Source organism: Vibrio sp. MED222 (assembly GCF_000153005.1).
GTDB lineage: Bacteria > Pseudomonadota > Gammaproteobacteria > Enterobacterales > Vibrionaceae > Vibrio > Vibrio tasmaniensis_A.
Map to the genome: position 1 here is coordinate 1,203,220 of NZ_CH902606.1, position 19,421 is coordinate 1,222,640.

A 19,421-nucleotide genomic window follows, 5' to 3' on the forward strand; every position below is an offset into this window, starting at 1 on the left:
GCGCTCAGTACGGGCGCAATGAAAGAGAGCGATTATGCGACGTATCTATTTGGAGTCCCTACTAGGGCTGTTAACTTGCTTTATTGTTGGTCTTCTCGCCTACGAAATTTGTGTCTATCAGCTCAATACCGACTATGAATATATATTGCAAGATTACGAAGCAACGGCCCACCAACAGCTCCTAGAAAACATAGCGAATAATCAGGGCCTCGAAGCCGCTCATCAAGCCATAAATCAGTTTGTTGACACCTCCCGCTATACCCTCGTCACATTCAAATCGAATGATGAAGTACCGACTCCAGTTTCTGAGTTCTTTACTGCTAACCCCAACGTATTTATTTTTCACGACGACTATCGGGAGTTATGGTTTCGCTTAGCTAACAGTAAAAACATCTATCATTACCTGCCCAACGACGACACGCTCGTTCGACAAAAAATAGAGCTCGAAGATGACCTCATTTGGGTATTCTTTATCGCGAGCTTCATCGTATATGGCCTGGGTCATCTGTTGATTATTTTCCGCAGAGTTAAGAAGCTTGAAAATGCCACATTACGCTTCTCTGAAGGCGACCTCTCTTCGCGAGCTGAAACATCAGGCGGCAGTGCAATTGGAACTCTGAATAAATCCTTTAATCTGATGGCCGACCGAATCCATAGCTTAATCGAGAGTAATCGTTCACTTACCAATGCGGTAGCTCATGAACTGCGAACTCCGATATTTAGAATTCAATGGCAGGCTGAAATGCTCAAAGACACGCCACTCAACGAGGGGCAGCAAGATACTATCGAGAGCATTGTTGAAGACACAGAAGAGATGGAAAAAATGGTCGATGAGTTACTATATTACGCAAAACTCGACAGTTGTGATCTAGAGAACTTGCAACAGCCATTAGAGATAAGAGACTTTCTCGATCATGCAATGAGCCGTTGGAACAAAGAGACTGAGTTTAACATTGATCTATCACTACCAGAACAACCTCATTTGATATTAGCAGATGATACGCTGCTCAATCGCGCGTTAGATAACCTAGTACGTAACGCGATGAAATTCGCACGTTCACAAATTTCGATAGAAGCAAGCGTGCACCACGATATGCTACAAATCGCCGTGCATGACGACGGTGACGGCGTAGCAAAAGAGCACCGTTCTCGCCTATTCGAACCTTTTTATGTTGGAGATAAAGCGCGTAACAAAGCCAAGAGTGGCCATGGTCTAGGGCTTTCTATCGTCAAGAAGATCTGTGTTCAACACGGTGCAACAGTACAAGTCGCACAAAGCAATACTTTAAAGGGCGCCGTATTCACTATAGCCTTTCCACTGTGTAACGATTCGACTGACAAACTCATACAGTAACGACCAATCATCTCTGGAATAATGTTCAACATCAGCTGGAGGGGACCACATATCCCCTTCAAACCATACAACACTCGTTCACCCTTACTGACGTGAGCTGAATTTTATCTCCGGAGAAACACATGAAAAAACTACTGATCATCGCGGCACTATCGCTAGTAGCAACAGGTTGCGCTCAACAAACTTTCGTAATGGCCCCTCAAGAGAGCGAAGCAACAACACCAACAACTGAAAAGTCACACCACTTTTTCATCAACGGTCTAGCGCAGAAAAAGCAAATTGATGCAGCTAAAGTATGTAACGGTATCGACAACGTTGCTAAAGTTGAAGTTCAAGAGACATTCGTGAATGGTTTACTAGCAGCCGTGACTTTTGGTATTTATACACCACGAGAAGCACGCGTTTACTGCAAAGCTTAACTCGTCGTTATTTGTCCACGAACCAACTGACGACACCAAAAGTTTGGTCTTGGAAGCTTCTACCTGACATTCAATACTTTCGCTGGTGCTCAAGGACTGAGCATAGAATACCGTCATATTGACTGTAAATACGGGGGCTGGTGCTAACATCTCCCCGTTTATTCCTCCTAAAATGCAAACATGCAATATCTCATCCCACTCAAAGCCTCATCCAAGTCCACAACCACCAAACCTGTGTTTGCTCGGTTTAACATCCAACTCTCCTTGTCATGATTAGAATCAGCGTACTGCTTTGCTTTCAACAAACACCGCAACAAATACTACAATAGAATAAATACAATGTTTGTTATGTTTTATTTTCCATTAGTTAGATAAACCCGACCTCACTTCAACCTTAAAAAACATCGTTTTATTTAGCAAATTTAACCTTTTGTCAATATGTGAATTTTATTTATAAAGAATATAACCAACAAATATGACCTTACCTCTTGATAAATCAAGGACTACAGATAGTCACTTTATCAATGAAAAAATAGGTTTCATTTGTGAGGGTTTTATAAATCATTCGTCAGCGATACCGTGACTTACATCACAGGATGAGTAAACAAGGTATTATCATGAAAAAATCAGTATTAGCACTCGGCTTAATCGGTTTAGTTTCACTTCCAACTTTTGCAGCAAGCACAAATGGTGGCGCGTATGTAGGTGGTGGACTTAGTGTCTATCAAGACTCCGATACAGATGGTCACGGTAATTTAGATTCAGATGGTATGGGTTATAACCTATACGGTGGTTACCAATTCAACCGTATTGTTGGCGTAGAGCTTGGCTACAACGATTATGCAGATTACAAAAATGGCGCAGAAAAACTCTCGCCAACCTCTATTTCTGCATCAGCGAATATCGGTTATACGTTTGACAACACTATTCGTCCATTCGTGTTGGCTGGTTTAAGCTCTGTTGACCTTCACGCGAATCAAGCGGCAAACTATGGGGACGACAGCGGTACTGGCTTCCACTTTGGCGTAGGTGTTGAATACACGCCGATTGAACACTTAACACTTCGCCTTATTTCACAAGCTGACGCGGTGAGTGTTGATGACTATTCCTATCAGGGTTCTCTCAAAAACGATGACCACACACTAGCGTTCAACAGTGTTAGCTTCGGTGGTTCATACAACTTCTAATGTGCTCCTCACGGCCACGTTGTAAGTAAATAACTCAAATTCACTTTGCTACTCTGCCCTATGATAAGGCAGCACAGTAAAGTGAATTTTTGTATCTATACACCCTATCGAGTCATTTCACTTTAGCCGGTTATCACTCACCATCACTTCTCGATCTTTATGCGTTGATATTAGAGCTTTCTTGATAGGGAGACTAAAATAAAGAGATAAGATACGCAGGAAAAAAGACCTATGAATCTACCAAGCTTAAACATGTCGATAAACAAACTGCCCTTTGTGTTGGCTGTGTATTATCTGCTTATCATCAACATCCCTCTCTCCCTAGAACTGTTTAGTATTGTTCAGGTATCAAAGTCTGAAAGTGTCGCGTTTCTTATATCCATCCCGTTCTTCTTCCTTGCTGCCTTCAATTTTATCTTCCAAGTCTTTAATTGGCCGATATTCTCCAAGCCGTTTTTCATCTTATTACTGATCACCTCAACCTTAGTCAGCTACAGCATGTTCAATTACGGCATATTCGTCGACTACGGGATGATAGAGAATGTGTTTGAGACCAATAGTGGTGAAGCAGCAAGCTATGTAAGTACCCACTCCATCTTATGGTTACTTGCCATGGGCGGTATTCCATCGTTCATCCTGTTGTTCACCAAACTTGAAAAAGAATCTTGGAAAGATTTCTTTGTCTGGAAATCGATTGGGCTGCTCTCTTCCTTGATCGTCATTGCCATTATTGCCGGGCTTTTCTACAAAGATTACGTATCGATTGGTCGTAATCATTCGCACATCAAAAAGATGATCATCCCGACCGAGTATGTGTCATCAACGGTTAAATATATCAATAACACTTACATAAAACAGCCCATCCCTTATCAAGAGTTAGGATTAGATGCGAAGCAAACAGCACAAGCCAAAGCGGCAACCAAACCAACATTATTAGTGTTTGTTCTTGGTGAAACCGCACGCGTGTACAACTACCAATATCATGGCTATGAGAGAGAAACCAACGCTCATACCAAGCCTTACAACCCGATATTTTTCTCTGATGTTCAGTCGTGCGGAACAGCCACCGCGGTTTCTGTGCCATGTATGTTCTCGAACATGAATCGCAGCAACTACGATCGCGACAAAGCCTACAACCAAGATAACGTGGTCGACATGATGAACCGCGCGGGCATTCACTCTATCTGGCGAGAGCATGATGGGGGAGACAAGGCGGTCGCACATCGAATCAAAGAGATGACGCTCGTCGCCAAAGACAGCGACCCGCTGTGTAATAAAGATGTGTGCTATGACACAGCCATGCTAGAGAACTTCGAACAAGATACTCAAGATCTTAAACAAGATAGCATCATTTTCTATCATATTTCGGGGTCTCACGGCCCAACGTACTTTGAGCGTTATCCAGAAGAACATAAGAAATTTACGCCTGACTGCGCTCGTGCAGACATTGAAAACTGCACCAAAGAGCAAGTGGTTAACACCTACGACAACACCATCTTGTACACGGATTTCTTTCTCTCACAGGCGATTCGGAAACTGGAGAAACTGACCGACAAGTACAATGTCGCACTGATGTATATCTCGGATCACGGAGAGTCTTTAGGGGAGAATGGCGTGTATCTTCACGGCATGCCCTACTCGCTGGCACCAAAAGAACAAACCCACGTACCGATGATCCTATGGATGTCTGATGGTTTTGCTGCGCAGAAAGGGATAAGCGAGACCTGCTTAAGAAAGGCGGGGAAAGAGCAGAGCTTTTCTCACGATAACCTGTTCGACTCCTTGCTTGGCCTGATGGACGTGCAAACTAAAGAATACCGAGCGAGCCAAGATATTTTTGCTGCGTGTCGGTAGTGTTTTTGCTTATGTAAACCATCGGAAAACTCGAGTTGCCTGAATAAGCTCTCCTCAACTTCCCCTAAAAAGAAAAGACCTCGGTCTTTTCTTTTTTTCGTCGCTAACATGGAGCCAGAGTGCTAATTTATAACGACGAAACAATGAGCTACATTTAATAGAAACAATAATGGAAGAGTCCGTCGTGCTCCAAAGACCAACCTGTCTTATTAGACTTTATCTCACTCACATCGCTCATTGAACTTACCAAGATTAGCTCAGTTCAATACCGCGCCTGAATGGCGCCTAATATCAATGTTAATGTCATATCATTAAGGACAAATGAATGGACGCTTTCATAATTTCAAGCTGGCAATTTTCTGAGGGTGTGGCACATGAACACACCACCAGCCCAGCCTCATTCGAGCAATCAACTTGGTATCACTGCCAAAGAGATGCTGACGGTTTGAGAGAATGGCTCCACAGTAATACGGTTCCAAATGCCATCATCGATTCATTACTCACCGATGACACCCGCCCTCGGTTCGAACAGTTTGGACACGACTGTTTTTTGATGATTCTGCGAGGCATTAATCTAAACGAAGGTGCTAACCCTGACGACATGCTTAGCCTACGCATCTTATGGTACAAAGGCACTTTAATATCGACACGTAAAGTTCCTTCAAAAGCGGTCAGTAATCTGGTGTCTGATCTCATTCAAAACCAAGGCCCCACATCATTGCCTGATGTGTTGTTGGGCATGATCCGTGGAATCAACCACAGTATTTCAACCTTCCTAGCACCCGTCGAACTATTAATTGACGAGTTAGAATCTAACTCCAATATCGACATAAGATCCATTAACGCTCTACATTCAAGGCTACTCAGACTAAGGCGTTATTTGAAGCCACAGAAATACGTTTTTGAAGATTTAATGAGTGACCTACCTGCACCATTGAGTAATCACAACAGTCATATAAAGAACAGCCTTGATACCATCCTGAGAATTAACGAGTCTGTTGAGTTTTACATCGAACAAATTAATGTATTTTTAGCGAGCCTAAGTCAGCAACAAGCTGAAAAAATGAATAGAAATACGTACCTATTTTCTATCATTGCAGGTATTTTCCTCCCTGCTGGGTTTTTCACCGGTTTACTGGGTGTCAATATCGCGGGGATACCCGGAACAGATAACCCAATAGCATTCCCACTATTTTGCGTTGGGCTGCTCGTAGTCATAGCGGCAGAGGTCATTATTTTGAAAAAATTGAGGTTTATTTAATGGTTGAGTTTTTGCAATCCAATATGTGGCTTAGACAAGTAGTTTTAGGTTTACTTCTTATCACTGTGTATTGGGTGATCAAACGCTTAGGTAAGAACTGGATAGAAACATTAGCGGAAAATAAGCGTGTCGAATTGAAGCGAAAGCAGTTCGTGATTAAGTGTTTCAATATTGTTCTGTTTCTACTCTTCATCGCTGTGTTTACGATTGTTCTTAACTTGGGTTTTGGTGATATTTCGCTGTTCTTATCATCCATATTTGCGGTGCTGGGTGTCGCTTTATTCGCGCAATGGTCCATTCTAAGTAACCTCACAGCCAGCGTACTAATATTTTTTGTCTTCCCTTATCGCATTGGCGACAGAGTAAGAGTCGCGGAGAAAGACGAAGACATCAGCGGTGTGATCATCGATATCACCATGTTCCACGTTATTCTTCGACACAGTTCGGGTAACATTATCACCTACCCCAACAACCTGATTTTACAAAAAGGCGTGATAAAGGTTTTGGTTGAACCTGAAGCAAAAAGTGAAGCTTCAATAAGGTAACAGGCCTAACACCGAATACCTATGCCAAACAAGTTGGGTTAACGATTGATGTGTATGGAGGAGTGAGATCAGAGTAACCCACTCTTTGTCTATAACGCACATTCTTTCTATAGCGAAGGCTCTGTCTTTTGTGTCCCATTAGCCGCAAGTTTTATTGAGTTTAGATTTGCGACTAAATATACTGGAGACACCATCAGACGGAGGACAAAAATGAATAATAAAAACAAACATATAGTTTTAATTCATGGTCTATATATGCCTGCGTTGATCATGCAATATCTGGATAGAAACTTCAAAAAACGCGGCTTTACAACGCACAAGTTTGCCTACAACTCGCTGCGTTTCCCTTCTGCAGCCAAACGTCTCAATCGTTTCGTGAATGCTCGTTTTAATGAGTATGATGAGGTCTATTTTTTCGGTCACTCACTGGGTGGCTTGCTGATTCGTCATTACTTTAAATTCTACCAACCACACTTCGCCGACACCTGCATTATTACAGCAGGCACTCCGCACAATGGGGCAACCATCGCCAAAACACTGTCTAATCATGGGCTTGGATTTATATTTGGTTCGAGCAAAATGATTTTAAGCGATGGCTTGGGTGACTACGATATTGATGTGCCGATTGGCGTAATTACTGGCACCTACGACGCTGGCGTAGGACGCATTGTATTGGGAAGAAATCCTGGGGATGGCACAGTAACACTCGAAGACGCCAACCTGAGAGGAGCCACTGATACTTACGCCCTCAAACTCAACCACACAGCGCTGGTCTACTCTAAGGAAGTCGTAACACTGTCGGCTCAGTTCATTGAACACAGAGCTTTTAAGGACGCTTCATAGCTTTTTTCAGTAGCTTTGCGCGTTGACTCCTGTATCGAGCTCTTGTTCTCTTATTTGTGATAGATAAAAACAAAAATACCACTCTGCGATAAGAGTGGTATTCGAAGATCCATTGCTGGAAATGAGCGCTTGCTATACTTTCTATACTTGCTACAGACGATTCACTCGGGTTGGTAAGAACACCTCGCCCAACATGCATCGCACCGAACCACCGCCGATGTCTTCGATCGTTTTCACGTTAAATGGTAGTAGCTTACCGTGTGTCGAAAGCTGAGCTAACTGAGCTGGAGAAAACGCATCATAAGCCGATTGAGACATCGCGATCACCTTGTCGCCATTCACAGTTTCAAGCTGAAGGATGTTGCCACAAAAACGATTCATCTGATCGATTGAGATAGAGATAACTTGCTTGTCTTTGGCAAGAGACTTCACAACAAAGCGGCGCTCAAACTCTGGGATCACTTCATCACAGATCACGCAGAAATTATCGCCAATCGCCATCATCACATTGGTATGGTAAATCGGTTGACCAGACGGTAATGCCGTTTGGAACGAGACCACGCGAGAATAGCCAATGCGCTTCGCGTAATCTTCCAATACTTCGCGGTCACAACGTTGTGAAAGCGCAGCATAAATGGTCTTGTTGATATGGTCGATCACCATCACGCCTGTGCTCTCTAGATAAGAACCTTGAGCAACGTACGACTCCATAGACTCACTGTGATTAACAATGCGACCAGACGCTTCCAACGCTTCAATAAGTGCATTCGGCTTAACTTCATTTTGACGGTTTTCACACGCCATAGGGAAAGTGAATAGGCTTCCATCACTACAAGTACTGAACCAGTTGTTTGGGAACACTGCGTCAGGGGTTTCAACACCCAGTTCCGGATAATCAAACTCTACAACTTGCACACCTTCTTTACGTAGCGAAACCACCATAGCCTTAAACTCGGCCATCGTTTCTAACTTTACCTCAGCTTCAGTCAGATCGACTCTGTGCTGAAACTCGTTATCACGGGCTGTTTCTTCGTTAAATTTAAATTCTTTTGGCGGCACCATAACAACGCAATTTGCGTTTTGAACATTAGTAATATGCAGTGATTTTTTGTGTAGGTTTAACATTTTAACCGTCCCTATCTTTTATTTACCTCAGAATTGTAAACAACTTGTTACGACAAAATTCACTGAAAATCACAATGATTTGAATATTTATCCCAAGTAATTACTGCGAATTTTAGATTAGTCGGTAATTTTTACTGCAAGATAACAGCACATCAGAAAGAACCAACTGTATGCATATTCGTTAAAGAATTTACTGGATAAATATTCTCATTTCATTTTTCAACTCCACACGAGTTTTGATTACAATTTAATCCATTTAACGTTAGGATTATCACCGTTGCATAACCATCAATTACGTTTGAAATAAGCTTAACTTTTCCTGTCTAATTCAATCTAAAATTAGCTTCATGAAAGACACTCTTTGGAGGTGTTCTGTGTCGCTTAAACCAAGTACTTACATAAGAACTAAACAAAAATCTATCGAATGGCTTAATACTTATAAGAACGCGTTGGCACTTATATAATTTCAAACTAAAACTGAAAAATTCAAATCAAGACTATAAAAACAAAGCTGCACATCACGATGCTCTAGCATCAAAGATGCAGTAGCTTATAAAGGGAAAACTATGTACAAGAAATTTGAAGGCTTTACTGAAGCCTTTCCAAAGGGAGAGCCGATACAACCTCCTACTGGAATACTGGCATTCTGCCGCCATTACACACGAGGTTTTGAAAAGCCGTTGATCTTGCTCGGATTGATGAGCATGACCATCGCGATCATCGAAGTTGCGCTGTTCGGTTACATGGGACAACTGGTTGACTGGCTATCAACCAGCAACCCGGACACTTTCTTAGCAGACAACGAGTCGACACTGATGGGGCTCGGCGTTCTGCTGTTGGTCGTGATGCCAATCTTGATCAGTGTTTATTCGCTATTGCTTCACCAAACTTTGCTGGGCAACTATCCAATGTCGATTCGTTGGTTAGCGCACCGCTACCTTTTGAAGCAAAGTTTGTCGTTCTATCAAGATGACTTTGCCGGGCGTGTTGCCACCAAAGTCATGCAAACATCGCTCGCGGTACGTGAAACCGTGACCAAAATGGTCGATGTGTTTGTTTACGTGACGGTTTACTTTACAGCGATGCTGTTCATGCTCGCTGAATCGGATTGGCGCTTAATGGCTCCAATGTTGATTTGGTTGTTCATTTACGTCGGTATCCAACTGCACTTCGTACCAAAGCTGAAAGACGTGTCTTCAGAACAGGCGGATGCTCGCTCACTGATGACAGGACGCATTGTTGATAGCTACACCAACATCGCTACGGTCAAACTTTTCTCTCATAGTAAAAGAGAAACCGAGTACGCAGAAGAAGGGATGGAAGGCTTCCTAGACACAGTCCATCGCCAAATGCGCTTGGTTACAGGCTTCAACATCTGCGTTGAATTTGCTAACTATCTATTGGTATTCAGCATTGCCGGTATCTCTATTTACCTATGGTTAGATAACGCAATCACGGTCGGTGCGATTGCGATTGCAGTCAGCTTGGCTCTGCGTATTAACGGTATGTCGAAATGGATCATGTGGGAAATCGGCGGTCTGTTTGAAAACCTAGGTACTGTAATTGATGGTATTAAAACACTGTCTAAGCCCATTGCTATCGAAGACAAGAAAGACGCAAAGCCTTTGGACGTTCCACAAGGCGGTATCAACTTCGACAACGTGAGCTTTAACTACGGTGAGAATAAGGGGGTGATTAACAACCTAAACCTAAACATCAAACCGGGTGAAAAAGTCGGCTTGGTTGGCCGTTCAGGTGCAGGTAAATCGACCCTAGTTAACTTACTGCTGCGTTTCCACGATGTAGAAAGTGGTCGCATCCTGATTGATGACCAAGAGATCTCGAGCGTTACTCAAGATTCTCTGCGTAGCAACATAGGTATGGTGACTCAAGATACCTCACTGCTGCACCGTTCGATCAAAGACAACATTCTTTACGGTCGACCAGAGGCATCAGACGAAGAGGTATACGCGGCGACTAAACAGGCACACGCTCATGAGTTTATCGAAACGCTAACTGACCCGTTTGGTAACGTTGGCTACGATGCTCAAGTAGGTGAACGTGGCGTTAAGCTTTCTGGTGGGCAGCGTCAACGTGTCGCTATCTCACGTGTTCTTCTGAAAAATGCTCCGCTGTTGGTTCTAGATGAAGCAACATCTGCTCTCGATTCTGAGGTAGAAGCAGCGATTCAAGAGAGCTTGATTGAACTAATGGAAGGCAAAACCGTTATCGCGATTGCACACCGTTTATCGACGATTGCAGCAATGGACCGTTTGATCGTACTCGACCAAGGTAATATCGTCGAAGAAGGCACGCACCAAGAGCTGATTACACAAAATGGCATCTATGCTCAATTGTGGAATCACCAGACTGGTGGCTTTATTGGTGATGATCTTGAACAGACAACGAGCGCTTAATTTATATTCCATTTTAAAAGTGCGGCGTAATTCACACCAAAATGTTAATTGGCGGTAAATTACACATGGCAGAATGTTATGTCGTAATCATATAATGACATTAACAGCAATGACGCTTCGCTTGCGCGTTCTGGAATAAGGCTAGACTTCGGGGGGAGGCTAGCCTTTTTTATGCCTGTTATTCTCTGCCCCTTTCTCATCTGTTTTCATTGGTTCTATAAACTTCATCGATCCTTTTGTTTTTTTCTTGGCGTTTTTTTCTTAAAATGCGCGCAGTATTCTTTTTAGAGATCAACCATGAACAAAAGTGTCTTAACTAACGTTATTGCGTTAGCACTGCTTGCTGGCGGCTATGCGACAGCAAACCAATACTTGCTTTATGCAGGTTTATTCGCATTTTCTGGTGCCATCACCAACTGGCTTGCGATTCACATGTTGTTCGAGAAAGTACCCGGCCTATATGGTTCTGGCGTTATTCCAGCGCGCTTTGAAGAGTTCAAGGCAGCCATCAAACAACTGATGATGGAACAGTTCTTTACCGAAAGTAACATCGACCGTTTTCTGAGTAGTGAGATGACAGGAAAGTCACTCAACCTAGAGCCTGTGATTAAGAAGATCGACTTTAACCCTGCATTCGAATCGCTGGTGCATGTTATCGAAAACTCACAGTTTGGTGGCATGCTAGCGATGGTTGGCGGCACTGAAGCACTACAGCCAATGAAAGCGCCATTCGTGGAGAAGATGCAAGAGTCTGTGATCGAAATCAGCAAGAGTGATTCGGTAAAAAATGCCATCAAGGATGAACTTGAATCACCTGCGATGATGGATGAAATCAAAGAGAACATTGAAGCGATCATCGATCAGCGCTTGAATGAACTGACACCAAAACTGGTTAAAGAGATGGTTCAGACCATGATCAAAAAACACCTTGGTTGGTTGGTCGTTTGGGGTGGGGTATTCGGCGGTGTGATTGGTTTAATCTCTGCCGCAATTACGCTGTAAGACGGAGAAGTTTATCCGATTGCTCTTTATCTGACGTTCAACAAAAAATGGAAGCTTATTGGCTTCCATTTTTTATATGTAAATAACCTTGGTAAGGCGAAAGCAGGTCACTATTTTATGGTGGCCAACAGCTCAGGGTTAACACCAAAGCCCTTCTTGTGTTCTTCAATCACCACTTCGCTGCGTGTCTGAATCACACCTGGCAGGGTACCCAATTTCGTTGCCATAAACGCTTGGTACGCCTTCATGTCTTTTACTCGAACCTTGATCATGGTGTCAAAATCCCCCGACAGCGAATAGCACTCTTCGACCTCAGGCATCGTTTCAACCGCTTGTGCAAATTTATCAAAAATTGAAAAACTGGTTTGATCGAGGCGAATATGGATAAACACTTGGACATCGAGCCCCAACTTTTCTGAACAAAGCTCAGCATGATAGCCTGTGATGTAGCCCACTTTTTCCAATCGCTTCAACCTATCAGAGCAAGGTGAAGTTGTTAGGTTGACCTGTTTCGCTAGTTCAACAACGGGCAAACGGCCTTTCATATGCAGAATTCTTAGTATCTCTTTATCGATACGATCGAGTTGATGCTGAGACATAATATTCCTTAAACATTCTAGATTGCGCTCAGTATATTCCATACTAAGAGCAATCGAAGAAAACCTTGCTCACACATTTAGAAAACTAAATAGACCATTCCTATTCACGTTAAATATAAAACCGAACGGAGCGATAACAACCCTTATAAATCAAACTCCAGTTATTAACAAATTATTATAGAAATGACCCGATTAACAAATAAGTTGAGCCAGAAACGAAAGAAAGGATATAGGCCAAAGTGAATAATAGAATTCTCAAAGAGAAAGGATGACTCTATTATGAAAACGCAAGAACTCGCATATAAACCTTACGGAATCGGTTCATGGACACACGTAACGGTATCAAAAGATGTTGCCCAAGCACTCGCAAGTGAATACTCAAACTATGGCTGGGAAGTTAAGATTGATGGTAATGTCGTCGAGGCAGAACCTTCACTAAAAGCGGCATAAAAAACGAAAAAACCTCCATCAGGGAGGTTTTTAAATCTAAGTTAGTAAGCACTTACTACAATCTAAGCCAGACCAACTTGGGGAACTGCAGTTCCTGTTTCACAACGACAGTTACACGTTCGACAGAAGTGTTGAGTTTCCATGTCGTAGTACAGGTTTCCACTAAATAGCTTTGACGTCCATTGCATCACACGGCCAGAGGTTGTCTCAGGCTCAGATTCACAACGTTTCATTATAGACTTATGTAGTGTTGTTTTTTTACATCCTTTGCAATAGAGATCAGGCATACCTTTGTCCTATAGGTCTTTAGTGGTTACTGATAATTGACACATGATGTCCAATTCAGTGTAATAATTCACCGAGCTAATAACAAAAGTGAGCGCCAAGTTCAAAAAATAGCCATTTTATCGGTTATTTTTTGACATCAAGCGCTATGAAAAGCCTTTATCTTCTATTTATTTCCCTTCTATCATTTGGTTTCGATTTACATTGTAAACCTCATAACAGCCGTGCTTCTTCTGTATCCTACTGGTTTTTTATAAGACAAAGGTAGTGCCCACATAAAAAAATAGAGCCACCGAAGTGACTCTATTACTTTTATTTTTCAATTACTTTTTACAATTGCTTTTTAGCTAATGTTCTTTGCTAATTCACATATGTTTTACAATGTAAATTAGTCTAGCTCAACTAGGTTCTTCTTGAACTCAGCGTGTTGCTTTTTCACTTCGTCTTCTGGCTCGCCAGTCATTAGGCTCACAATAACGATAGAAAGCGTCGATAGGATGATTCCCGGTACGATTTCGTAAACATCGAACCAACCGCCCGTGAACTGCTTCCAAAGTACAATCGTAACACCACCAACCACGATACCCGCTAGAGCGCCGTTACGGTTCATACGAGACCAGTATAGGCTTAATACGATTGCAGGACCGAATGCAGCACCAAAACCAGCCCATGCGTAAGATACAAGGCCAAGTACTGAGCTGTCTGGTGTCATCGCCAGAACAAGAGCAACAAGAGAAATTAGAATAACCGCGAAACGGCCGACACGAACAATCTCTTCTGACGTTGCGTCTTTCTTCAAAACTTGCTTATACAGGTCTTCTGCCATTGCAGATGAAGAAACAAGAAGTTGTGAATCCGCAGTACTCATGATTGCCGCTAGAATGGCAGCAAGTAGGATGCCGGCGATTACTGGGTGGAACATCGCGTTCACAAGAAGCATGAAGATCTTCTCGCCATCGTCTAGCTTAGGTGCGCCAGAGTTCGTCACATAGATTAGACCAACAAGACCCACAAGCATTGCACCAATCATAGACAGTGCAGTCCAGATAACGGCAATGCGGCGCGCTGTTGTTAGGTCTTTATTACTACGTGTTGCTTTGAAACGCGCAAGGATGTGTGGTTGACCGAAGTAACCCAAACCCCATGCCGCTAGTGAGATGATCGCAATAGCAGACAGTGGCTCACCCTTCGCATCATTCCATAGCGTTAGCAGCTCTGGGTTGATGTTGTGTAGGTCGCTAGAAAGCTGACCTAGGCCACCGTTCATTGCCGCGATTGGTACAATCAATAGCGCTGCAGACATGAGTAGACCTTGAACCAAGTCAGTCCAAGATACCGCTAGGAAACCACCAAACAGAGTGTACGAAACTACACAGACTGTACCGATAATTACCGCTGTTGTGTAATCAAGGCCGAATACCGTTTCAAACAATTTACCACCTGCTACCAAGCCTGAACTTGTGTAGAAAAGGAAGAATAAAAGGATAAAGAAAGCAGAAATTGTTTGGATCAGCTTAGAATTATCATTGAAACGACGAGATAGGAACTCAGGCAGCGTCAGTGATTCAGTCGTAATGCTGTAAGTACGTAGACGTTTTGCACTGATTAACCAGTTTGCCCAAGTACCAACAAGTAGACCACCAGCAAGCCAAAATGCTTCAAAGCCAGCAGCGTAAGCGTAACCAGGCAGGCCAAGTAGCAACCAACCACTCATGTCTGATGCACCAGCAGAAAGTGCAGCAGGCCATGGGCCTAACGAACGACCACCTAGGAAGTAGTCTGTTGAGTTAGATGTACGTTTGTAAGCAATAACACCGATCGCTAGCATCATAATTAGATACGCAATGAACGTCGTCGTTATTGCAAAACTGTTTTCTATCATTTGATAGTCCTCATTTTGTAGAAAGCCTTCCATGCCTAATTCAATGCAAGACACTCACCGTAAGGCAAGCGAGTGCATTGAGTTAGGTATTGAGGCTCCAAGGCACTATGAATTAAATCCAAAGATGGAGAAAACCCAACAATGGAAAAAACCAAAAGTACTTAGAGCCAATTTTACTGAAGGTTAGTGAGCTTCACTTCCAAGTTCGAGCAAGGTCGCGTTACCGCCCACGGCTGTTATATTTATAGTTCGCGTACGCTCGGTAATGAAGCGCAGCGATAGGTGTGGATCATTAGCAACATTCATTGTCACCAGATCCGTTTCAGCTACTAAACCGACGATTGCACCGTCACGCTTAGCAAGCTGTAAATTGATAGCTTGTGCCGTTTGCGAGTTACCTACGTAACCCACGCTACGTACATCGCAAGACAACAACTGTTGAGCAGCGTCATACGAGGCAACTTGCACCAAGTTAGTTGGCAAGTTCGCCGACTTAGCTGCGTCTGCAACTAACGTATTGAACTGCACATCATCACTGCACAATTGAACGCTGTTACCTGCCAATAGCGCGGCAGTAATCAAAGCCATTGCAGTTTGCAGCGCTGGCACTTTCACTTCGCAATCATCAACAATCACCAAAGCCACACCGCGACCTGCGGCATATAGCTCATTGGTTTCGCCCGTAGGACCTGCCATTAGGTGATGTTCAGAAAGCAGTGCAGACGCTTGCTCTAGATGATAAGTCGCCACCATCGCCAAAGGCGCAGATTGACTTTCGATCTCTGATTTAAGCGCAAGTACCTGAGCACTCTTGTAATCAAAATCGGTAAGATTCCATTGTTCCCACGCTAGCAAAGCATCAGAAAAACCTGTCACTTGATGAACCATGATAATGCTCCTTATGCCTTGTCTTGTGATTGAGAGAAATGAATATCAGTAAAGCGATATAGGTAGTGAGGACCACCCGCTTTAGGGCCAGTACCTGACAAGCCTTGACCACCAAATGGTTGAACACCAACAACGGCGCCCACTTGGTCACGGTTGATGTAGCAGTTACCCACACGAACGTGTTTTTCGATCCAACGGTAAGTTGTCTCGTTACGGCTGTGGATACCCATGGTTAAGCCAAAGCCCGTTTGGTTGATTTGGTCTACCACTTGCGCTAGCTCACTCGCTTTGAAGCGAACAATGTGTAGCACTGGGCCAAACTGTTCTTCTTTCAAGCAGTTGATGTCATCAATTTCAAAAGCACTTGGTGGAACAAAATCACCATGTTCACAATCACTACCTAGAGAAAGTTGAGCCACCTTCTTCTGGGTATTGGTCATGTTTTCTAAGTGCGCCATTAGCTTCTGTTTTGCGTTTTGGTCGATAACAGGGCCAACATCGGTTTTATGAAGGTGTGGAATGCCAACACTCAGCTCGTCCATTGCACCGTGAATCAATCCAACCACGCGGTCTGCAATGTCTTCTTGGATGTAAAGCACACGTAGTGCAGAACAACGCTGACCTGCTGAAGCGAATGCTGAACGAATCACATCACGAACTACCTGTTCAGGCAGTGCAGTACTGTCGACGATCATCGCATTCTGGCCGCCTGTTTCCGCAATAAACGGAACTGGCTTAGCATTACGAGTGGCTAATGACACATTGATACGCTGTGCCGTTGGTGTAGAACCAGTAAAGGCAACGCCCGCAATCGCATCATGACTGGTGAGCGCACTGCCGATCTCAGCACCGCGACCCAGTAGTAGCTGAATCGTGCCAGCAGGGAAGCCCGCTTCATTCATCAGTTCAACCGCACGAGCAGCAATCAAGCTTGTTTGCTCGGCAGGCTTAGCCACAACCGTATTACCCGCCACTAGTGCTGCAGTAATTTGGCCAAGGAAGATAGCTAGAGGGAAGTTCCAAGGGCTGATACAAACGAACACACCACGACCTTGTCGAGAAGCGATTCGTGTTTGGCCATCAAAACCTTTTAGTTCGAAACCTTGTAGATTGTCAGCTTGTTTTGCGTAGTAACGACAGAAATCGACTGCTTCACGTACTTCATCAACACTATCGTGAATTGTCTTACCCGCTTCTTGATGACAAATCGCCACCAGCTCAGCGAGGTTGTCTTCCATCAGGTCAGCCAACTTATCAAGTGCAGCCGCTTTGGTTTCAACCGAAGTTGCGTTCCAATCAGCGAATGCTGCGTCTGCGCCAGTGATCGCTGCGGAAACATGATCAAGGTTAGCAAAAGCCACCTGACCCACATGAATACGACGATCATAAGGTGCCGTCACTTGCTCAACGTTCTGATCAGCCTTGATCATGCTTTCGGCAAGAGATTCACCGTTGATCACAGGGCCCGCAGTCCATTGGTTGTTTAAGAAGCTTTTTACTTTCTCTTCAAATTGATGCGCTTCGCTTTCAATATCAATGTTCACACCGTAAGAGTTCTTACGCTCAGGGAATACCGCTGGAGGCAGAGGAATCTTAGTGTTGTGCAATGTATCGAATGCCAGAAGCATATCGACAGGATGTTGAGTCAGCTCTGCCACAGGGCAACGCGCATCAACTAGGCGGTGGACAAACGAGCTGTTTGCACCATTTTCTAGCAAGCGACGTACTAGGTATGGCAGTAGATCTTTATGGCTGCCAACCGGTGCGTATATACGTACCGACTGTTGGTAAGCTTCCATCGCATGGTTGTACAGAGAATCACCCATGCCGTGTAAGCGTTGGAATTCAAAGTCTTTATGGTCGGTCATGACGGCAATAGCAGAAACCGTATGAGCATTGTGGCTCGCAAACTGCGGGAAGATATTGCCTCGAACACTTGGGCTCAATAGGTAACGCGCACAAGCAAGGTAAGCTACGTCAGTAGCTTCTTTACGAGTGTAAACTGGGTAATCAGTAAAGCCAGCTTGTTGCGACCATTTGATTTCGCTGTCCCAGTACGCGCCTTTCACCAAGCGAAGCGGGATCAAATCACCCTGCTCTTTCGCTAGGCGGTTTAGCCATACTAGAACCGGTAGTGCACGCTTTGAGTAGGCTTGAATAACCAGACCAAATTTACCCCAACCTTTTACAAGATCAGTACGGTACAGTTTTTCGAATAATTTAAGAGAAAGCTCTAGGCGATCCGCTTCTTCCGCATCAATCGTAATCGCAACATCGAGCTCTACTGCACGGCGCAATAGCTGCTCTAGCGTGTCGCAAAGTTCAGTCAGTACGCGGTCTTCGTTCGCCACTTCATAACGTGGGTGAAGCGCAGAAAGCTTGATCGATACCGATGGCGCAGGGCTCGATTTTGAAGAGACCTTCGATTGTGGAGAAACATAGTTGTCTCGACCTACGGCTTCAATCGCCATTAGGTAATCTTTGAAGTATTTATTTGCGTCAGCAGTGGTCAGTGCCGCTTCACCTAGCATGTCGTATGAGTAGGTAAAGCCTTTATCACGCATAGACTTACCGTTCTTTTGCGCTTCAGCAATGCTGCGGCCAAGAACGAATTGGTGACCCATCACCTTCATTGCTTGGTGCATCGCTTTACGAATCACCGGCTCAGAAAGCTTGTTCACTAAGCGATTAACGGCTTGACCCGCACTCTGCTCTTTAGATGAAAGTCCAACCACCTTACCTGTTAGCATTAATCCCCAAGTGGATGCGTTAACAAATACTGAGTCTGAATTCTTTAGGTGAGACTTCCAATCCGCAACGCTTAATTTGTCACGAATCAGCGCATCAGCGGTTGCTGAATCAGGAATACGCATCAAGGCTTCCGCCAGACACATTAGCAAGATGCCCTCTTGAGTATCTAAGCTGTATTCAAGCAACAATGCATCGATCATCTGGATAGAAGTCTTATCCGCACGGATAGCTTCGATCAATGATGTCGTTTTGTCTGTGATCTGCTGCTTTTCTGACTCAGAAGGGGTAGCTAGCGGCAGAAGTTGCTCTAGCCATTGGGTTTCATCCACCATATATAATGGTGAGATAAGCGACCATAGATCAGCAAGCGACTGCTCGTTGAATTCTGGCTTTAACACATCAGTAGCTGTAAACATGCGTTTTCCTTAATCTCACACCCGGAATTAGCCCGGGATCTCTACAATGGCTGCAGTGTATTTAGAGTATATAAGGATTACTTGTCAAAAACTCCGAGTTTTTTGCTAAAAACTCGCTTTATTAACAAAACAAACACAAGGTC

The 19,421-nt window shown here is 43.9% G+C and carries 17 protein-coding genes and 1 pseudogene; 12 read left to right on the top strand and 6 right to left on the bottom strand.

The genetic code is table 11. The annotated features are described in order from the left end of the window. The first annotated feature begins 34 nt into the window (after nucleotides 1–34). The 8 genes and pseudogenes from MED222_RS16350 (at nucleotide 35) to MED222_RS16320 (ending at nucleotide 7,463) form a co-directional block, all read left to right on the top strand. Nucleotides 35–1,354, top strand: coding sequence for an ATP-binding protein (locus tag MED222_RS16350; protein ID WP_009845985.1), 1,320 nt, complete (start codon nucleotides 35–37; stop codon nucleotides 1,352–1,354). 122 nt (nucleotides 1,355–1,476) lie between these two features. After that, nucleotides 1,477–1,773: a Bor family protein gene (locus MED222_RS16345; RefSeq protein ID WP_009845986.1), complete on the top strand. Its 297-nt coding sequence runs from the start codon at nucleotides 1,477–1,479 to the stop codon at nucleotides 1,771–1,773. Nucleotides 1,774–2,390: 617 nt separating this feature from the next. Then, entirely contained in the window at nucleotides 2,391–2,960 is a 570-nt protein-coding gene (locus MED222_RS16340) for a porin family protein (RefSeq protein ID WP_372071036.1), read from the top strand. 231 nt (nucleotides 2,961–3,191) lie between these two features. Next, a complete protein-coding gene (locus MED222_RS16335; protein WP_009845988.1) occupies nucleotides 3,192–4,814 on the top strand; it encodes a phosphoethanolamine transferase in 1,623 nt (540 codons plus the stop codon). Between the two features lie 325 nt (nucleotides 4,815–5,139). Then, on the top strand, nucleotides 5,140–6,075 hold the full coding sequence (locus MED222_RS16330; RefSeq protein ID WP_009845989.1) for a CorA family divalent cation transporter: 936 nt from the start codon (nucleotides 5,140–5,142) through the stop codon (nucleotides 6,073–6,075). Beyond that, nucleotides 6,075–6,620 (top strand): mechanosensitive ion channel family protein, encoded by a 546-nt coding sequence (locus MED222_RS16325; RefSeq protein WP_009845990.1) that lies wholly within the window; start codon nucleotides 6,075–6,077, stop codon nucleotides 6,618–6,620. The genes MED222_RS16330 and MED222_RS16325 overlap by 1 nt, the downstream gene beginning before the upstream one ends. Then, nucleotides 6,614–6,697 (top strand): annotated as a pseudogene (locus tag MED222_RS22595) (AraC family transcriptional regulator); the annotation flags it as partial. The gene MED222_RS16325 and the pseudogene MED222_RS22595, both read left to right, overlap by 7 nt. A gap of 133 nt (nucleotides 6,698–6,830) precedes the next feature. Continuing rightward, nucleotides 6,831–7,463 carry an esterase/lipase family protein gene (locus MED222_RS16320; protein ID WP_009845991.1) on the top strand — a complete coding sequence of 211 codons (633 nt, stop codon included), beginning with the start codon at nucleotides 6,831–6,833 and terminating at the stop codon, nucleotides 7,461–7,463. A 150-nt stretch (nucleotides 7,464–7,613) separates the two neighbouring features. Here the strand turns inward: MED222_RS16320 and MED222_RS16315 are convergent, their stop codons facing one another. After that, the gene (locus MED222_RS16315; RefSeq protein ID WP_009845992.1) at nucleotides 7,614–8,588 is read right to left on the bottom strand and encodes an arginine deiminase-related protein; all 975 of its coding nucleotides are present in this window, start codon (nucleotides 8,586–8,588) and stop codon (nucleotides 7,614–7,616) included. 566 nt (nucleotides 8,589–9,154) lie between these two features. On the opposite strand from MED222_RS16315, the gene MED222_RS16310 reads away from it, so the two are divergent. Together MED222_RS16310 and MED222_RS16305 are read left to right on the top strand one after the other, a co-directional pair. Beyond that, entirely contained in the window at nucleotides 9,155–11,005 is a 1,851-nt protein-coding gene (locus MED222_RS16310; RefSeq protein ID WP_009845993.1) for an ABC transporter ATP-binding protein, read from the top strand. Between the two features lie 297 nt (nucleotides 11,006–11,302). Next, the gene (locus MED222_RS16305) at nucleotides 11,303–12,007 is read left to right on the top strand and encodes a DUF445 family protein (protein WP_009845994.1); all 705 of its coding nucleotides are present in this window, start codon (nucleotides 11,303–11,305) and stop codon (nucleotides 12,005–12,007) included. Between the two features lie 110 nt (nucleotides 12,008–12,117). Here MED222_RS16305 and MED222_RS16300 read toward each other — a convergent pair whose 3' ends face one another. After that, nucleotides 12,118–12,606 (bottom strand): Lrp/AsnC family transcriptional regulator, encoded by a 489-nt coding sequence (locus MED222_RS16300; protein ID WP_009845995.1) that lies wholly within the window; start codon nucleotides 12,604–12,606, stop codon nucleotides 12,118–12,120. Nucleotides 12,607–12,885: 279 nt separating this feature from the next. Between MED222_RS16300 and MED222_RS22430 the strand changes: the two genes are divergently transcribed. Beyond that, nucleotides 12,886–13,056, top strand: coding sequence for a hypothetical protein (locus tag MED222_RS22430; protein WP_009845996.1), 171 nt, complete (start codon nucleotides 12,886–12,888; stop codon nucleotides 13,054–13,056). A gap of 62 nt (nucleotides 13,057–13,118) precedes the next feature. On the opposite strand, the gene MED222_RS16295 is transcribed toward MED222_RS22430, so the two are convergent. Both MED222_RS16295 and putP read right to left on the bottom strand, forming a co-directional pair. Continuing rightward, complete coding sequence (locus tag MED222_RS16295) at nucleotides 13,119–13,289, bottom strand: hypothetical protein (RefSeq protein WP_372071041.1); 171 nt, start codon at nucleotides 13,287–13,289, stop codon at nucleotides 13,119–13,121. Between the two features lie 440 nt (nucleotides 13,290–13,729). After that, nucleotides 13,730–15,220: a sodium/proline symporter PutP gene (gene putP / locus MED222_RS16290; RefSeq protein WP_029222791.1), complete on the bottom strand. Its 1,491-nt coding sequence runs from the start codon at nucleotides 15,218–15,220 to the stop codon at nucleotides 13,730–13,732. Between the two features lie 34 nt (nucleotides 15,221–15,254). Here putP and MED222_RS22435 point away from each other — a divergent pair, with 34 nt between their 5' ends. Beyond that, a complete protein-coding gene (locus MED222_RS22435; RefSeq protein ID WP_009845999.1) occupies nucleotides 15,255–15,410 on the top strand; it encodes a hypothetical protein in 156 nt (51 codons plus the stop codon). On the opposite strand, the gene MED222_RS16285 is transcribed toward MED222_RS22435, so the two are convergent. Both MED222_RS16285 and putA read right to left on the bottom strand, forming a co-directional pair. Beyond that, nucleotides 15,407–16,111 carry a 1-pyrroline-5-carboxylate dehydrogenase gene (locus tag MED222_RS16285; protein ID WP_009846000.1) on the bottom strand — a complete coding sequence of 235 codons (705 nt, stop codon included), beginning with the start codon at nucleotides 16,109–16,111 and terminating at the stop codon, nucleotides 15,407–15,409. The two genes, MED222_RS22435 and MED222_RS16285, sit on opposite strands and share 4 nt — an antisense overlap. Before the next feature lie 11 nt (nucleotides 16,112–16,122). After that, nucleotides 16,123–19,278, bottom strand: coding sequence for a bifunctional proline dehydrogenase/L-glutamate gamma-semialdehyde dehydrogenase PutA (gene putA / locus MED222_RS16280; protein ID WP_009846001.1), 3,156 nt, complete (start codon nucleotides 19,276–19,278; stop codon nucleotides 16,123–16,125). Nucleotides 19,279–19,421: the final 143 nt, after the last annotated feature.

Coding starts and splice junctions, on each gene's coding strand:
- MED222_RS16320 (WP_009845991.1), top strand. CDS start 6,831: ATGAATAATAAAAACAAACATATAGTTTTAATTCATGGTCTATATATG.
- MED222_RS16340 (WP_372071036.1), top strand. CDS start 2,391: ATGAAAAAATCAGTATTAGCACTCGGCTTAATCGGTTTAGTTTCACTT.
- MED222_RS16285 (WP_009846000.1), bottom strand. CDS start 16,111: ATGGTTCATCAAGTGACAGGTTTTTCTGATGCTTTGCTAGCGTGGGAA.
- MED222_RS16350 (WP_009845985.1), top strand. CDS start 35: ATGCGACGTATCTATTTGGAGTCCCTACTAGGGCTGTTAACTTGCTTT.
- MED222_RS16300 (WP_009845995.1), bottom strand. CDS start 12,606: ATGTCTCAGCATCAACTCGATCGTATCGATAAAGAGATACTAAGAATT.
- putA (WP_009846001.1), bottom strand. CDS start 19,278: ATGTTTACAGCTACTGATGTGTTAAAGCCAGAATTCAACGAGCAGTCG.
- MED222_RS22430 (WP_009845996.1), top strand. CDS start 12,886: ATGAAAACGCAAGAACTCGCATATAAACCTTACGGAATCGGTTCATGG.
- MED222_RS16325 (WP_009845990.1), top strand. CDS start 6,075: ATGGTTGAGTTTTTGCAATCCAATATGTGGCTTAGACAAGTAGTTTTA.
- MED222_RS16335 (WP_009845988.1), top strand. CDS start 3,192: ATGAATCTACCAAGCTTAAACATGTCGATAAACAAACTGCCCTTTGTG.
- MED222_RS16315 (WP_009845992.1), bottom strand. CDS start 8,588: ATGTTAAACCTACACAAAAAATCACTGCATATTACTAATGTTCAAAAC.
- MED222_RS16305 (WP_009845994.1), top strand. CDS start 11,303: ATGAACAAAAGTGTCTTAACTAACGTTATTGCGTTAGCACTGCTTGCT.
- MED222_RS16330 (WP_009845989.1), top strand. CDS start 5,140: ATGGACGCTTTCATAATTTCAAGCTGGCAATTTTCTGAGGGTGTGGCA.
- MED222_RS16345 (WP_009845986.1), top strand. CDS start 1,477: ATGAAAAAACTACTGATCATCGCGGCACTATCGCTAGTAGCAACAGGT.
- MED222_RS22435 (WP_009845999.1), top strand. CDS start 15,255: ATGCCTAATTCAATGCAAGACACTCACCGTAAGGCAAGCGAGTGCATT.
- MED222_RS16295 (WP_372071041.1), bottom strand. CDS start 13,289: ATGAAACGTTGTGAATCTGAGCCTGAGACAACCTCTGGCCGTGTGATG.
- MED222_RS16310 (WP_009845993.1), top strand. CDS start 9,155: ATGTACAAGAAATTTGAAGGCTTTACTGAAGCCTTTCCAAAGGGAGAG.